The 17,164-nt window shown below is 43.7% G+C and carries 12 protein-coding genes; 3 read left to right on the plus strand and 9 right to left on the minus strand.

Translation table 11 applies throughout. The annotated features are described in order from the left end of the window. Positions 1-15: 15 nt before the first annotated feature. Positions 16-2,922, minus strand: coding sequence for a M16 family metallopeptidase (locus OZ660_RS12860; RefSeq protein WP_274741179.1), 2,907 nt, complete (start codon positions 2,920-2,922; stop codon positions 16-18). Between the two features lie 297 nt (positions 2,923-3,219). Here OZ660_RS12860 and lepB point away from each other — a divergent pair, with 297 nt between their 5' ends. Both lepB and OZ660_RS12870 read left to right on the plus strand, forming a co-directional pair. Beyond that, a complete protein-coding gene (lepB, locus tag OZ660_RS12865; RefSeq protein ID WP_274741180.1) occupies positions 3,220-3,858 on the plus strand; it encodes a signal peptidase I in 639 nt (212 codons plus the stop codon). Positions 3,859-4,061: 203 nt separating this feature from the next. Next, positions 4,062-6,656, plus strand: coding sequence for a TonB-dependent receptor (locus OZ660_RS12870; RefSeq protein ID WP_274741181.1), 2,595 nt, complete (start codon positions 4,062-4,064; stop codon positions 6,654-6,656). A 66-nt stretch (positions 6,657-6,722) separates the two neighbouring features. Here the strand turns inward: OZ660_RS12870 and OZ660_RS12875 are convergent, their stop codons facing one another. The 5 genes from OZ660_RS12875 to OZ660_RS12895 form a co-directional block, all read right to left on the minus strand. Further along, positions 6,723-7,118 (minus strand): MAPEG family protein, encoded by a 396-nt coding sequence (locus tag OZ660_RS12875; protein ID WP_159626337.1) that lies wholly within the window; start codon positions 7,116-7,118, stop codon positions 6,723-6,725. 171 nt (positions 7,119-7,289) lie between these two features. Continuing rightward, on the minus strand, positions 7,290-7,934 hold the full coding sequence (gene adk, locus OZ660_RS12880; RefSeq protein ID WP_202261948.1) for an adenylate kinase: 645 nt from the start codon (positions 7,932-7,934) through the stop codon (positions 7,290-7,292). A 323-nt stretch (positions 7,935-8,257) separates the two neighbouring features. Continuing rightward, positions 8,258-10,180 carry a molecular chaperone HtpG gene (htpG, locus tag OZ660_RS12885; protein ID WP_202261949.1) on the minus strand — a complete coding sequence of 641 codons (1,923 nt, stop codon included), beginning with the start codon at positions 10,178-10,180 and terminating at the stop codon, positions 8,258-8,260. 159 nt (positions 10,181-10,339) lie between these two features. Beyond that, positions 10,340-10,939 (minus strand): recombination mediator RecR, encoded by a 600-nt coding sequence (gene recR, locus OZ660_RS12890; protein WP_202261950.1) that lies wholly within the window; start codon positions 10,937-10,939, stop codon positions 10,340-10,342. Between the two features lie 6 nt (positions 10,940-10,945). Next, complete coding sequence (locus OZ660_RS12895) at positions 10,946-11,890, minus strand: hypothetical protein (RefSeq protein WP_202261951.1); 945 nt, start codon at positions 11,888-11,890, stop codon at positions 10,946-10,948. Between the two features lie 329 nt (positions 11,891-12,219). Between OZ660_RS12895 and OZ660_RS12900 the strand changes: the two genes are divergently transcribed. Continuing rightward, positions 12,220-12,786: a hypothetical protein gene (locus OZ660_RS12900; protein ID WP_202261952.1), complete on the plus strand. Its 567-nt coding sequence runs from the start codon at positions 12,220-12,222 to the stop codon at positions 12,784-12,786. Positions 12,787-13,179: 393 nt separating this feature from the next. On the opposite strand, the gene OZ660_RS12905 is transcribed toward OZ660_RS12900, so the two are convergent. From OZ660_RS12905 to apt, 3 genes are read right to left on the minus strand one after another with little or no spacing between them, the layout of a single operon-like run. Further along, a complete protein-coding gene (locus OZ660_RS12905; protein ID WP_159626347.1) occupies positions 13,180-13,506 on the minus strand; it encodes a YbaB/EbfC family nucleoid-associated protein in 327 nt (108 codons plus the stop codon). 37 nt (positions 13,507-13,543) lie between these two features. Next, on the minus strand, positions 13,544-16,375 hold the full coding sequence (gene dnaX, locus OZ660_RS12910; protein ID WP_274741183.1) for a DNA polymerase III subunit gamma/tau: 2,832 nt from the start codon (positions 16,373-16,375) through the stop codon (positions 13,544-13,546). 47 nt (positions 16,376-16,422) lie between these two features. Next, positions 16,423-16,959: an adenine phosphoribosyltransferase gene (gene apt / locus OZ660_RS12915; RefSeq protein WP_159626351.1), complete on the minus strand. Its 537-nt coding sequence runs from the start codon at positions 16,957-16,959 to the stop codon at positions 16,423-16,425. Positions 16,960-17,164: the final 205 nt, after the last annotated feature.

The following is a 17,164-nucleotide window of genomic DNA, read 5'->3' on the forward strand; positions in this document are numbered from 1 at the left end:
CCTTTATATGCTCTTCTACTCTTCAGTTTCGTTTAGCAATACAGGCTCTCCTAATCCGAGCGCCTTCAGACGCTCAAATTGTGTTGCCTTATCACCAACCACCAAATAAATCATTTTGTCTGGATGAACATAGTTTTGATACAAACGCTTCATATCGTCAACCGTCAACGCTTTAACTTGCTGCTCGCGCTGCATTACGTAGTCGTCAGCAAACCCAAGGTCGCTAATGTTACCCACTACATTTAGTTTTGCGCCCAATGTTTCAAAGGCACGCGCGTTAGACTTAAGCGTAAAGCCCTTTGTCACAGACAAATCTTCAGCTGAATAGTTGTTCCCGAAAGACAACAAAATATCACGTATGGCTTCGATGGCTTCCAACGTTACGTTCGAGCGAACATTACTTCTTAATGCAAATACGCCTGTATTCTTATCACTAGAGAATCCAGAATAGATTCCGTAGGTATACCCTTTGTTTTCACGTAATTCCTGCATTAGTTGAGAGGCAAAACCACCACCGCCTAAGCGGTAGTTCATGACACTGGCAACATAACTATCTGGGTGAGACACAGATGGTGCTGGATGACCAAAATATAGCACTGACTGCTTCGCGTCGGGCACGTCATAAAAATAAATCTTGGCTTTTTCAGGTAGCTTAACCTGAGATACTTCAGGCAACGTTACCGCTTTCGCCTTCCAATTTGTGTTTAAATTAGCCAGTGCGCTACTTACCTTCGACTGCGAAATATCCCCCGCTACATGAAGCTTGGCTAAAGTAGGCGTAAAGTTTCGCTCAAAGTACTGCTTTAAGTCACTCACCTCAATGGCGGTTACGCTGTCGACTGAACCAATAACAGGTTGCGCCAATGGGTGCTCTTCACCATAGAGAAGCTCACCAAACTCCACCGACGCGATTGCACCTGGATTTGCTTTAATCTGTTTAATCTCATTGATGACATCATCTTTGGCAAGATCGAACTCTGTCGCGTCGAATCGTGGGGTAAGTATGACTTGAGAAACAATATCCATCACTTTATCAAAGTGCTTTGACAGTGAAGTACCGCTGATAACAATGGCGTCATCGGTCGCTTGTGCGTCAAGTGAAGCGCCAAGCATCTCTATTTCCTGCTCTAACACTTCAGGTGCCTTGCTTTGTGTACCTTTAAGCAAAATACCAGACAGTAGATTAGCGACGCCTGTTTTATCTTGTGGGTCAAGCAGCATGCCGCCATCAATCTTAAGCTCAAACGCGACAAGCGGCACTTCATCGTTTTCTATGCCCGCTACGTGAATGCCAGAGTCTAGTGTAGTTTGCCACACCACCGGCGGTGTGATGGTAACTTGCTCACCATATGGCGGCTCTTTACTTCTGTCGAAACTAGAAGGGGTACGTTCGTAGTCAGCAGTGATAGACGCATCAAAGCTCTCTTCTGCACCTGCCACAATTTGCTCTTCAACCACTGCCGCTTCTAACGAGTTATTAAGCACCAGAGATTCTTGGCCTTTCGGTACAAAGCTTGTTGCAACAAACGGCTTATCTTTTATATATGTCTTGTAAACACGCATGACATCGTCAGCACTTACTGACAATATCTTCTGTACATCTTCACTGATGTACTGTGCCCCACCTGCAAAAATTTCGTATTGGGCCAGTTGGAATCCCTTACCAAGAACACTTGATAGCCCCTGATAGAACCCTGTTTCTTGCCCAGCTTTGATACGAGCTAAATCTTTTTCAGCAATACCGTCTTTTTCAAACGCTGCAAATGCATGGTTAATCGCCTCTGCAACCCTATTCAAGTCAGTGTCGTTGAACGCCATGACTTGTAGCTGCATTTGACCTGCTATTTCAGAATCATAACCATACATATAAACATTGCTGGTGAGCTTTTTCTCATCAATTAACACCTTGTTTAACGGCGCGTTTTTCCCCTGCGCTAAGTACTCAGATAGGACTTCTAATGCATAATAATCAGGGTGATATTCCGGCACCGTCGGCCACACCATAGTGAGCATTGGCGCTTGGGCAAAGTTGTCGACGTGAAAGCGTTTTACTGTTTCAGTTAACGCAGCAGGTTGCTGCGCTAAGGGCTTAATACTATTGCCAGCAGGAATTTCACCAAAATAATGCTCTACCCACGCCTTGGTCTGAGCAATATCTATATCCCCAGCAATGGTTAGCACTACATTATTGGGCACATACCATTGATTAAAGAATTCTTTCACATCAGCTAGCGTTGCGTTTTGAAGGTCTTCTAGCGACCCAATGACCTGCCAACTGTACGGGTGACCTTTGGGGTACAGGTTTTTATCAATGACATATTGATTGTGGCCGTAAGGACGGTTATCAACACTTTGACGTTTTTCATTTTTGACCACCTGTTTTTCTTTCGCAAGTACAGGCTCTGTCACGGTATTAATGAAATAACCAAGCTTATCGGCTTCTGCCCAAATCATTTTTTCTAAGGCATCAATAGGCACAGTTTGATAATAGTTAGTGCTGTCCCTACTGGTCGATCCGTTAGCACCAGAACCACCAATGCGCGCACTTAGTTTATCTAGTCCGCCTTTTCCTAAATTCTCTGACTCCAAGAACAACAGATGCTCGAACAAGTGTGCAAACCCCGTTCTTCCCTCTTTTTCTCTAGCAGAGCCTACATGGGCCGTTAATGCCACAGCAGCGACAGGATCAGAACGGTCAACGTGTAGAAGTACAGTTAAGCCATTATCAAGAGTAAATCGTTCAAACTCGACATTGAACGTCGCTGAACTTTCAACGGTGGTTTCCACTTGAGAGGTTGTGGTTTTAGACTGAGATTGATCAGAGGTTAATGGTTTAGAGGTATTTGAGTGACTACAGCCTGCTATTGACGCTACTAATGTAACAGCCGCTAGCCCAGTAAAAATTTTTGAGCGTTTAAACATGGTTCCGCTTCTTTTGTCCATAAAAGCGTTAAGAATTACCACAAAGCCTTGTAGCAAGCTACATTGACAATAATGATTAAGTCACTCTTCTATACACGTTCAAACCGATATCCACTAAAGACTCCATCATTAACCCATTGTTTCAATAGGATTTTAACTTTTTGGTACGTTTATAGCGGCCATTTTAAAGACAGCTGGGGACATTGACACGAAACATATCCTTACATTTTGCTATGAACTGATAAACACAATTGACGTCCTACATCGAGATTACCTATTACACAAGGCTGCATTTAAATGTTGAACGTAAAAAAATACGTAAAAGAAAACCTCACCTTTATATTGTTTATTGTTTTGATGTTCTCCTTTAGAAGCAGTGTTGCAGATTGGTATCACGTTCCGTCAGGTTCAATGGAGCCCACTATCCAAGTAGGCGATCGCGTCGTGGTAGACAAAATGGCGTATACACTTGATATTCCCTTTACTGACATCAGCGTTGCAAATACTGGCTCAGTGAAACGGGGCGACATTATCATTATTGACAGTGAAGCAGCACAAACTCGTTTGATTAAGCGAGTGGTTGCAGTACAAGGAGACAATATCGCTTTGCATGATAATGTGCTTCATATAAATGGAGAGAAATCGAAGCTTACACCGCTTAATGAACACGTATTTCGCGAGGACATCTTATCAAGTTCCCGTACCATTGCCTTAAACCCAATTGACAGTCCTGCTTCAAGTTTCGACAACGTTATTGTGCCTGAAGGTTATGTAGTGGCTATGGGAGACAATAGAAATAACAGTGTAGACTCTCGCTATTATGGCTTTATTCCACTTTCAGAGATTAGGGGTCAAGCCACTTCAATCGCCTTTTCCGTAGACAAAGAAAATGCTTACCTACCGCGTAAAGAACGCTTTTTTGTTGCATTGGAGTAACCTTCGTTACTCCTGCTATTTCCTGCTCAAATACTTTCTTTCCTTCTACTTAGTACTACATGGTTTACACACTTTGTAACTAAGTGTCACATCTTTCCTTATTTTCACTATTGCAACTTAAGTCTAACCAATGCTATTCATAAATTTGCAACAGAACGCTGCTTGCAAACACACAACAAGTAAATGGAAATAAGGAAATAATAATGAAACATGGTTGTAAAGTAAGTGCCATCGCAGTGGGATTGGCATTTTCGGGATTAACTACACTGACACCTGCCTACGCGCAACAAGCTGACGAAGAAGCAGATAATTTAGAACGTATTGCGGTTACAGGCTCGCGCATTAAGCGCACTGACATGGAAGGCCCATCGCCTGTTCAATCTATTGATGCTGGCATGATTGATAGCATGGGCTATGAAAACCTCCAACAACTTCTTGAGCGTATGCCTGCGACTGGCGCAGGTACATTCTCAACACGAAATAACAGTCAGGACTCAACGGCCAATGGTGCCGCGGCGGTATCGCTTCGCGGTATGGGGCCAGATGCAACACTGGTACTTATCAACGGGCGTCGCGTCGCGATAAGCTCTTTTGCAGAAAGTATTACCAATTCATTTGTTGATATTAACTCAATTCCTGTCGCAGCTATTGAGCGTATTGATATATTAAAAGATGGCGCTTCCGCTATTTACGGCTCTGACGCGGTAGCAGGCGTTGTGAACATTGTGCTTAAGAAAGACTTTGACGGCCTTGAACTCAATGCCGGTTACGGCGGTACAACAGGTCCGAACTATGATGAAACGACAGCCAGTATTCTATGGGGTTCGCAAAGCGATAAAAGCAGTGCGACAGTAATCATCGACTATTTCAATAATAGTACGTTAGGTGCTGATGAAATGGGCCGATTTGGTACGGCCAACCAGTCACCTTATGGCGGTATGGACTTTCGTTCATCACGAGGCTACCCAGGTTATTTTTATGTAGATGGCGTTAAAACTATCGACCCAGATTGTCCACCTGAAAATGCAACCGCATCGGGCAGTTGTTTATTTGACTATGGCCCATTTGGATTGACGATCCCAGCTTCTGAACGCGTTGGTTTTATCGGGCAATTCGACTATAAAATTTCTTCTGATACCACAGCATTTTTAGAAGTTGCCATGCAACATAACACATCAGAAGCAGGTGGCGCAGCCACACCTTTAGATGAAGATGCAGGTTTGACAGTGCCAGGGTCTCATCCTAATAACCCGTTCGGGCAAGACATTGATATTGGTCGCTATCGTCCGGTAGATGCAGGTCCTCGTCGCTGGGATATAGAGTCAGACACCCTTCGACTTGTGGCAGGTCTTCGTGGCCAAATTGCAGATTACGACTGGGAAGCATCAGTGCAAAAAGGGCGTAGCCGCTCAGAACAAAGCGGTGACCAATCACAAGGCTGGGTTCGTGTAGACTGGCTCCAAGAACAAATCAATCTTGGCAACTACAACCCATTTGGTGGCGTGACCAACCCACAAAGTGTTATTGATGAAATTACGACTAGCCTAGTTCGTCGCGGCGAGTCGCGCATGACGAGTTTCGATGCGCATATCTCGGGTGAGGCTTTCGATTTTGGCGACGACGTCGTCATGATGGCGGCAGGTGTAGAATATAGAGAAGAAGAAGTGTCTGATGTACCAGACATTCAATTTCAACGCGGGCTAATCTTTGGTACTGAATCTGTATCTGCCGCAGCAGAGAGAGATCAATACGCTGCGTATCTAGAACTTTCAATTCCGCTCGCCGAACAACTTGAATTACAACTAGCGGGTCGCTACGACCACTTTAGTGACTTTGGTAGCACCACCAACCCTAAAATTGCCCTTCGTTGGGCACCCAGTGATCAAGTTACTGTACGAGGTTCATGGGCACAGGGTTTCCGTGCGCCGTCATTGGCACAGATTGGCCTAGGTCCTTCACAAAAAAGTGTTTTCTTTGTTGACCAATATCGTTGTGATGCCACAGGACAAGATTGTGATTCACTCGACTACAACATTGAGTTTGGGGGTAACCCAAACCTTGATGCCGAAGAATCTGAATCGTGGAACGTAGGTGTCATTTATGCACCCATTCAAGAATTGGGCTTAAGTATTGATGTTTGGAGTATTACGCAAGACAACAAGATTGATGAGCAGCAATTCGGCCTAGTGTACGACGCTGAATGTAATAATCAGAATAGTACGGTTTGTGTGCGCCTTGCGCCTCAGCAAGGAGAGTCTCTCGGCGTAATCCAGAAAATATTTAACACATACCAAAACGTATCATCGCAAGAAGCATCGGGCATAGATTTCAATGCTAACTACAGTATGGATATGAACGAGTATGGCAATGTACGCTTCAGCTTAGATTGGTCTTATCTGAACAACTTTGAGCGAAACAATCTAGATTTCACAGGAGAATACGGCTACCCAGAACATCGCTGGTTATTTGCTACAACGTGGTCAAAAGGCGCGTTTGATGCCAACCTAAATATTAGCTTTATTGGTGAGTTTGAGGATACGCCTGACATTAATTTCGACGGTGTACTCGACTTTGAAGAGAATACCTCTCGCACCGTAGACTCACAAATGTTGGTCGACCTGCAAGTAGGCTATAACTACAGCGACAATCTTCGTCTTGTACTGGGTTCTAACAACCTACTTGATGAAGAGCCACCATTTGCTATTGGTAATGGCGATAGTGACTTGTATGGCTATGTAGGTGGCGTACACAATCCTAGAGGACGTTTCGTATACTCAAAAGTGACCTACCGCTTTTAACGTAAAGTACATCATTTAAAATAAAACGCCCACTTCCGTGGGCGTTTTCATATTTCACAACGTCGGCTAAAGCCCAAAGTGAATAAGTATCAAATTCCCTATCGCAGCACATAGCATTGCAATAAAGGTAAGGATCATTCCAGCAAAGCGCTGCCAGCTCACTCCAGCGTGTTTACCAAGACCATATGCGTGCAACACGCGACCAAACAATAACGCGCTCCCTAGCGCATGTACTGCCCACATTTGGCCTGTATTTGCCTCAAAGCATGCAATCATGATTAGAGTAATAGGAACATATTCGCTGAAGTTACCATGTGCTCGCGCTAAACGGCTCAAATCCTCATGTCCACCATCACCGATGCCAACTTTATGCCGACGCCGTGCGCCAATCACAATTATTGATAAATAAAGGTAGCAAATACCTAACAAGCTTGCGTAAAACGCCGTAATTGGCAAAACCATGGTGTGCTCCACATGTTATTGTTATGTGCAAATCGAGACTATCAAAACCTTTATACGGTCTTGTCTAAACCCACTTCTTAAAACGTTATTAAACGTCATCAGTTGATAAGTTACAAGCCACAAAAAAGGCCGCTTTACGCGGCCCTTTTCTACAACTTAAAACGCGGGTATTTAACCCAAGCGCTCAGCCAGTTCGTTACTGACTTCTTCAACCGGACGTGTACCGTCTAGTTTGTGGTAAGCACAGTTACCTGCCGCGGCTTCTGCACTGTAATAATCTACAAGTGGCTTTGTTTGCTCGTGGTAGATTGCTAGGCGTTTACGAACAGTCTCTTCTTTGTCGTCATCGCGAACAATTAGGTCTTCGCCTGTTTCGTTGTCTTTACCTTCCACTTTAGGTGGATTGTAAACAACGTGATATACACGACCTGATGCAGGATGAACACGACGGCCGCCCATGCGCTCAACAATCACGTCGTCCGGCACATCAAATTCAATACAATGATCAACCGAAACACCTGCCTCTTTCATGGCATCAGCCTGAGGAATTGTGCGAGGAAAACCGTCTAATAGGAAACCATCTTTGCAATCGTCTTGTGCGATGCGCTCTTTAACCAAACCAATAATGATTTCGTCAGATACTAATTTCCCTTCGTCCATGACGCGCTTGGCTTGTAAGCCTAACTCTGTGCCAGCTTTGATAGCCGCACGAAGCATGTCACCAGTTGAAATTTGAGGAATACCATATTTGCCCATTAGAAACTGAGCTTGTGTGCCCTTACCCGCGCCAGGAGCGCCGAGAAGAATGATTCGCATGAGTGCGTTCTCCGCTTATGATTTTTGAACTTTTTTACTTCCGGCACTTTACACATTCAACAGTTGAGTGACAAGTGTAAGCAGCACCGTTAGGTGAATCTTAAGACTAATGGCGAATATATATTCAGCTTATAGGCGTAATTGATTATTTACGTCTACCAATATTTTATTCTGCAGGCCAATAATAGTGAGATTTTTATCTTAAGAGCCTTATAAACGCTTCGAATATAGCACAATTAAGATCACAAACTTACATTTGTTGACAACACGTATAAAAAAACGGGCGTTAAGCCCGTTTTTACCTATTTAATATTGTTAGCGCTTTACTTTGCTAACTTCATCAGCAGTGTGTTCAGGTTTTGAACAAAGGTTGATGGATCTTTCAAGCTACCTTGTTCAGACAACGCTGCTTGATCGAACAATACACCAACCCACTGATTAAACAGTTCTTCATCCTGCGTATCTGCTAGCAGTTTAACTAAGCTGTGCTCCGGGTTTAGCTCGAAGTGATATTTCACATCCGGTACAGTTTGTCCGGCTGCTTGCATCAACTTCATCATTTGCGTTGTCATGCCGTTATCGTCAGCCACGATAACCGCAGGTGAATCAGTAAGACGGTGAGTAAATTTCACATCAATAACTTTATCACCTAACGCTGCTTTAGCACGCTCTAGAACGCCTTCAACCTCTTTCTCGGCTTCTTCTTGTGCTTTTTTGGTCTCTTCGTCTTCTAAATCACCTAGATCTAAGTTTGCTTTCGCAATAGAAACGAACTGCTTTTCGTTGAACTCAGTCAAATGAGACATTAACCACTCGTCAATGCGCTCGCCCATAAGAAGTACTTCAATGCCTTTCTTACGGAAAATCTCAAGGTGCGGACTTGATTTAGCAGCTTGCAAGCTATCTGCCGTTACATAGTAAATCTTGTCTTGGCCTTCTTTCATGCGCTCGATGTAGTCAGCTAGTGATACCGTTTGCGCATCTGAGTCACCGTGCGTTGAAGCAAAGCGCAGTAGACCAGCAATCTTTTCACGATTGCTAAAGTCTTCCGCAGGACCTTCTTTTAGCACATTACCAAACTCGTTCCAGAAAGACTGATATTTCTCAGCGTCGTTTTTCGCCATTTTCTCAAGCATTTGCAATACGCGCTTGGTACAGCCTTGACGCAGTGCTTGTGTAATCTTGTTATCTTGTAGAATTTCGCGAGATACGTTAAGCGGTAAATCGTTGCTATCAAGCAAGCCTTTTACAAAGCGAAGGTACGTTGGCATGAACTGCTCAGCGTCATCCATAATGAATACGCGCTGTACGTAAAGTTTTAACCCATGGCTTTGATCGCGGTTCCACATATCAAACGGTGCTTTTGAGGGGATATACAGAAGACTGGTATACTCTGTTTTCCCTTCAACTTTGTTATGCGCCCATGCGAGTGGATCGGCAAAGTCGTGAGAAATATGCTTATAGAACTCGTTATATTCTTCATCTGAAATATCAGACTTTTCGCGAGTCCACAGCGCAGTAGCTTTGTTTACAACTTCCCACTCACCAGGCTGCGCTGCAATTTTTTCACCATCAGGACCTTCACTTTCAGGTACTTCTTCTTTCCACATTTGAACAGGAATGCTGATGTGGTCAGAATATTTGCTCACGATAGAGCGAAGACGCCACGCGTCAGCATACTCTTTTTCATCTTCACGAAGGTGAAGGGTAATCTCTGTACCTCGAGTCGGCTTGTTGATTTCAGCGATAGTGAATTCGCCTTCACCGTCTGAAATCCACTCAACGCCCGCAGAGGCGTCAGCGCCTGCTGCGCGTGTGCGAACCGTTACTTTATCGGCAACAATAAATGCGGAGTAGAAGCCAACACCAAACTGGCCAATTAGCTGTGAATCCTTGGCGCTATCGCCAGACAATTTACTAAAAAAGTCTTTAGTACCTGACTTTGCAATTGTACCTAGGTTAGCGATAACTTCGTCACGGGTCATACCAATACCATTGTCGGTAATGGTGACAGTATTTGCTTCTTTATCTACGCTTAGTTTAACGTTTAAATCGCCGTCGTTTTCATAAAGGCTGTCATTTTCCAACGCTCGAAAACGGAGCTTGTCTGCAGCATCGGCGGCATTTGACACTAACTCACGTAGGAAAATCTCTTTGTTTGAATACAAAGAGTGAATCATTAGATGAAGAAGCTGTTTTACTTCTGTTTGAAAACCATGGGTTTCTTTGTGGGCTGCTTCAGCCATAATCCAATATCTCCTCATTGAATGGATTTCGCTACTGTTAGCGAGGTGAGGACGTTGGATGCATTTTTCAACGTTTAGCACAAAAATTTATTAATTAGCGGTGAAAATTTTTGGTGCACGGCGGCTTACAGACAAATAAACCGCTGTTTGAATAGAATGTTAAAGCTTTCGTCTGCCTGAAAAAGCATGAGTTAACGTATTACCGTCGATATATTCGAGCTCTCCGCCCACAGGTACGCCATGAGCAATGCGAGAAGCCTCTACATTGTGAGAGGCACATAGCTGAGCAATATAGTGTGCCGTAGCCTCACCTTCAACAGTAGGGTTGGTCGCCAATATAACTTCATTGATGCCACCAGCTTGAAGTCGAGATTCAAACTCATCAAGACCAATTTCATTTGGCCCTACGCCATCAATTGGCGACAAATGCCCCATCAACACGAAATACTGACCTTTGTAGCTCAGGGTTTGCTCAATAGCTAAAACATCTTGTGGGCTTTCTACAATGCAAAGTAATCCGCTAGCCTCTCGTTCTGGATGCCGGCAGATATCGCAAAGTTCATCCTCGGTAAAGGTTCGACAGCGTTTGCAGTGATGAATATGTTCCATCGCGTTATGCAGAACATTACTCAAGTCTATTGCGCCAGTGCGGTTTCGCTCCAACAAATGAAACGCCATACGCTGAGCACTTTTGTTCCCCACACCAGGTAAACAGGTCAATGCTTGAATAAGCTCTGAAAGTAATGGACTAAACTTCATAAAAATTTACTGCTTTATTTGTTTATTTTGATCTGAATCTTCGCGATATTTAATCACGATACGCTTTACCTGGTCGAGTTTAACTTCATATATATTTCCACCGAATAAGCCTTTGTACTCTTCGTCAGTAAATATAAGAGTATTGTCATCATAAAACGTTACCGCTTCCTTTTGAGTAACAACACCTAAGTCAATACGCGACACATCCCCACTGAAAAAGTTGTCACCTACGAAATTCTCGAACAGCCAAAGACTGGTAGAATCGAGAAGTACCAATTTCGTTCTGTCTGGACTAATGGCAGCAGACGTGATCCAACACAATTTCTCTAGTGTTGTACACGTTTTAAACTCACCGATGAGCTGTGCATCAAAATTTGCAGCATGGTCGCCGACCTTATAAAGCTTAGTAATACCATCGAATGGCTTTGTGCGATTTTTAGTGAACAAGTACAAGTTACGCTTATATTCAACAAAAGCCTCTAAGTCGTAATTTTTGTCTTCGGGTTTTACCTTCCCCTTTGCCATTTGCGGATAGGTAAATTTGATAATCTCTGCTTCAGTGGTATCGGTTTTAATATCTATTGGGTTTTCAATTTTATATATGGTCAACCAACGACGGTCATTGTCGTTATTACCAAAATCTCCTAAGAAAAAGTGCCCAAAGCGATTTTGGGTCATATCTTCCCAGTCGACATTTTTGGCGTTGGTTACCGTTACTTCTCGAGCAATAGTGCCATCTTTATTTAGCATATACAGCTTCGGACCATCACCACTGTCATTGATAGCCCAAAGACGCTTATATTTATCAAATTCGATACCCGATATTTCTTTTAACTTTGGGTCGACATTAACAGTCTTCATGCTAAATAACTCATGAACACTTAAAAAGAACGCTGCTGCCGCTATAGGCAGCAAAAAAACGGTAGAGATAACTAAGCCTTTCCTTAGCACTACGAAAACCTCTAAAACGGAAAATAAGAATAAAAAGTGAACTGCCTTACTGTGTGCCCCAACGCACTTAGCACAGCTCTCGATAGACTACAAAAATTAAAGACCATTCTTTAACGGGTTAAATTCCGTTCTGGACCAAAATAAAGACAATATTAGAAATCTGAGTTTAAAGTTATAACTCATTTCAAACGTTCTCAATAGAGTGTGTCTGTAAATTTTACACCACCTTTAATCTATCAAAATTATCAACGTAAAAACAATACCTTACAAAGTGGCACTATTATAGCTAAAGGCATGTTACACATCTTTTTAGCAGTTAGGATAAACTCATGAAAAAATTAATTGTTGGTTTAATGTTGTTGATTTCAGGTAGTGCCAACGCTGGCTTAATTACGTTGTCTTCAATGAGCACTAGTGTCGATGGAGGGAGTATAACATATAGCAACTTGATAGCCCCTTCTACTACATTTTCCGATGCTATTTTCACTCTTATGATTGCTGGCGACTTCGACAACAACGACGCTTCAGAGTCTGTAACTATTTCTATCGATGGTTTTTCACTAGGTACCATCTTTGACAATAATGTTGGCAATGATCTCTTTAACTTTGCATCAGATGACTACGTTGGTAGTCATAGCAACATGGTATTTATGACAGGCCAAGCAACAATATCTCAAGCGACGTGGGCAAGCATCATCGCTGATGGCCTGATTAGCATCACATTTAATTTAAGCTCTGGCGTGAACTGTTGCTCTGATCCGCATGCTTTTACTAGCGGTAGCATCGCTTATACAAGTACTGTAGCAAATACAGTCTCTGCAACGAGTTCATTAGCATTAGCGCTACTTGGTGTGGCAGGTATCGCGCTAAGAAGACAACGCAAAGCTACTGCTTAACCAATCTACTCGCAACTAACTAAAGCTCAGCCAGTCTGGGCTTTTTTTATAGGCAAGTGGTATTACCAAGGCGACGGGCAAGCACAATACGCCCACTACCCTGAATTTAAAGATCTTGAACGCCACATGCCCGTGTTCACCAATCAGGTCTCGCTGCTATAGAAGCTCACGAGGCAGATAACGGTAGTGAACTGATTACGTACCTAAGTGAAATGGAAGAGGCCAGTTACCAAGTTTTCGAATTCCTCAACAAACTAGAACTGAGAGTGAAACGAGAAATTGGACATTAAGAAATAAAAAACGCTGGTAATAGCCAGCGTCTTTTTAGATAAAAAGTGTCTTATACATCGTCGCCCTTTGTAGTGAAAAAAAGGCAACATTGCAGAATTCTTTTTAAAACGGCATTTTGAAGCCTGGAGGTAGTGGCATTCCGCCAGTTACGTCACCCATTTTTTCCTTACTGGTTTCTTGTACACGACGTACCGCATCGTTGAATGCCGCAGCAACTAAGTCTTCAACCATTTCTTTATCGTCATCCATCAACGACTCATCAATATCTACGCGACGCACATTGTGGTTACACGTCATGGTAACTTTAACCATACCTGCGCCTGCTTCACCAGTTACTTCTAGTTTTGCTAGGTCGTCTTGTACTTTTTGCATGCGCTCTTGCATTTGCTGCGCCTGCTTCATTATGTTGCCCATTCCACCTTTAAACATATTCTTATCTCGCTTCGTTTTGGTGTTAATAAATCTACTATCTTGCTTTAACCGTGTCGGTTAATACTGAGGCATCGAAGGTCGATAGCAGTGCTTGAATTGTATCGTCGGTATTTACTACCGTATGCGCATGCGCATGACGCATGGCATGTATCTCCTGTTGTAATGCAAATGGTGTCGTCGATGGTTCGCCCAACGTGATATCCACATTTACATTTTCAACCAACCCATGATGCATTGCATCTATTAGCTGTTGTTTTGTACTGTCGTTTAATAGATGCGACTGACTATGATCAATTTCAAGGGATACCGTGTTCCCATTTCGCACAAAAGAGGCATGAAGTACCAGCTGCTTAAGCAAACCAGCAACAGGCATTTGCTCTACCAACTGGCTCCAACTATCAATTTGACTGGCGTGAGTAAGCTTGTTCCCATCATTGAGGTAGGCTTTAAGACTCCCGTTATACGTTGTGGCAAGTGGTGTATCAAAATCAAATGCATCGCAAGCAAAGTCAGCATCAGATGATTCTGTTTGTTCCTCTCCATGGCCTTGCATAGTATTGTCATACACTTGAGGCGCAGTACTTTCGACGGGTAGATCATTTTCCCAATGAGGAGGGAGCTCATTGCTAGAATCTGAATGTCCTGCCGAGCTGTGTTGGCTTTCCCAAGGAGGCAAGTCATGATCAACAGCTGAAGCGGTATCGCCCTTTTGTAAATTTTGGGGCTCGATTACTTCATTCGAATCTTGTTCAAAATTCGGTGCCTGTGCTTCATTTTCAAAAGGCGCTGACGCGCTGGGCTCATTTGCATAGGGAGCATCAGAGTCAAACTCATCAAATGAAAAGTCGTTTTCTAATTGTGGCTGGTTGGTACTTTCATTTTGCCCAGCGTTTTGATGTACCGCACTCGGTAAATCATCTTTCGCTAAAGTGGTTGCATTGTTAGTAACATGAACAACATCCTGTGCTGTCGAATCGCCAGCAACGCTTGTCTCGGCAACCGCATCAGCGCTTGATTCGCGACCTTCGCTGGATACGCTAAGTTCATTATCTAGTGCAGATGGTGTCGCTGTTTTTACAAATCGAGCCTGAATCTCTTCTGCGCTTGTTAGTCCCGAGTTAGCCCCTCCGTCAGCTGTTTTACTTTCTGCGTCTTCTGCCTTGCGCTGTTTAAGCTTTTGACGAAGCGCCAGCATGTCAGCCGTTGAAGTCAATTGTTCTTCTGCCGAAAGCGCATTTGTGCTAGCTGATGAATTGTGTTCTTCAGGTACTTTAGCTTCAGTGTGAACCGGTAAATCGATATTGTCGATGCCATAATCAACGTCATCATCTGACGACGCTGGCATATCATCCATGTATGCATCTAACGGTGGTCCATCAAACCCAACTGAGGCAGACGTATCCGACTCTATACTTTCTGGCGCGGTTTGAGATACCTCTGGCATCACTTGGTTTGATGTGGCCTGTTCAGAAACCATGGCTTGTGGCAACGGTGTCTCTAATGCGTCATTCTCAGACTTTTCATCTGGCTGGGGATTTACCGGGGTTTCTGTCTCATCAGAAACAACATGGCTGTCGTCAATAACGTCTTGCGTCTTTATTGAAGTTGCAGAAGTTTCGCTAGCATGCGTATCCTCCTGCTTACTGACGTTTCCCGGGCCACCACTTGGGTCTGGCGGCGATATCGTTGAACTACTCTGATTCGCATTGGCATTGCCACTAATCGGCAATGTAACGTTGCTGTTTCCCGACGCTATATCGGAAGCCGTGTCCGCGAGTGGTGCAGATGGCGCAAACGTCATCATACGCATTAACGTCATTTCAAAAGCACTTTTACCGTCAGCAGCAAACGGTAAGTCTTTTCTGCCTTGTAGTGCAATTTGATAGAGTAATTGAACCTGCTCTGCAGGTATTGTTTTGGCTAGCTGATAAATCGCTTTTGCAGACGTCGTCTCTAGTTTGCACGCTTCTGGAACCCATTGCGTAAGGGCTATTTGATGCAAAAGACTCGCAAGCTCACCATGAACATTGTCATAATCAGGCGCTTGCTCAGCAATGTCGTTGACCAGTTGCAGCACGTCTGCCGGACTTTTGCTCACCACGGCATGAATGACTTTTAACAGCTGGTTTTTATCCATCAGGCCAAGCATGTCTGTCACAATTGATGCGACGACTTGATTACCACCTTGGGCAATAGCTTGGTCTGTCAAACTTAATGCATCACGCATACTGCCTTGTGCAGCTCGTGCCAACAAAGCAAGTGCTTGAGGTTCAAACGGAAGCTGTTCGTGTTCAAGGATATGAGACAACTGCCCTACGATCTGCTCACGCGACATCGCTTTCAGATTAAACTGTAAGCAGCGCGATAAAATCGTTATCGGTAACTTTTGCGGATCGGTAGTCGCCAGCAAAAATTTGACGTGCGGTGGTGGCTCCTCAAGCGTTTTTAACAACGCATTGAAACTGTGCTTTGATAACATGTGCACCTCATCGATGAGGTACACTTTGTATCTGCCCCGTGTGGGCTTGTATTGCACATTATCAAGAAGCTCTCGTGTATCTTCTACCTTCGTTCTTGATGCTGCGTCAATCTCGAGCAAATCAACATAATTGCCCTGCTCTATCTCTTTACAGGTATTACATTGACCACAAGGGTTTGCACCTTGACCTTCTTCGCAATTAAGGCTCTTTGAAAAGATACGCGCAATAGTGGTTTTCCCTACACCGCGAGTACCTGTAAATAGGTAAGCGTGATGCAAGCGATCGTTATCTAAAGCATTCGAAATGGCTGACACTACATGCTCTTGCCCTACAAGTTCGCTGAACTTTCCTGGGCGCCACTTCCTTGCTAATACCTGATAACTCATTATTACGTTTTTGGCCTTATGTGTTTTATGAGCAGTATCTAAGGCGTTTATTCGCCTTCAAACTCGCAAATTGAATAACTTTCGATGTCTAGCGCAGAAAGTTTCTCACACCCGCCCAAATCCGGAAGGTTAATGACAAAGCCTGCGTGATTCACTTCACCACCAAGAGAGCGGATAAGCTTTGCAGAGGCCGCTATAGTGCCGCCAGTTGCTAGCAAGTCATCGATAAGAAGTACTTTATCGCCCGGTACAATAGCGTCTTTGTGAATTTCCAATGTATCGGTGCCATACTCAAGCTCATAGCTTTCACTAACCACTTCACGTGGAAGCTTGTTCGGCTTTCTTACAGGGACGAAGCCAATGCCCATTTCGATAGCCAACGGCGCACCGAAAAGAAAACCACGCGCTTCTGTGCCCGCAATTTTAGTGAAGCCCATGCCTTGATACTTTTCAACAAGCAATGAGATACAGCTACTGAACGCTTTGTGATCTTCCAAAACGCTGGTTACATCTCTAAATAAAATACCCGGCTTTGGATAGTCAGGTACGGTTTTTACTACTGATTTAATATATTCTGCAGTCACAATATTGCCTTGAATGTCTGCGTTATAACCAGAAGGTAAACCAGCCGGCGATGATATGCATCAACGGAAACGCGATTAGAGTTACGAGCGATGCTAGAAAGTACCACTTATTATAGACTTCTTTGAAATCTGAATTGTCAGCCATTTGCACTACCTAAACAATTTTATGAACAAAAAAATGGTGCTAAATGTTAATCGAAAGCAA

It is taken from the genome of Alteromonas sp. 009811495 (assembly GCF_028865455.1).
Lineage (GTDB): Bacteria > Pseudomonadota > Gammaproteobacteria > Enterobacterales > Alteromonadaceae > Alteromonas.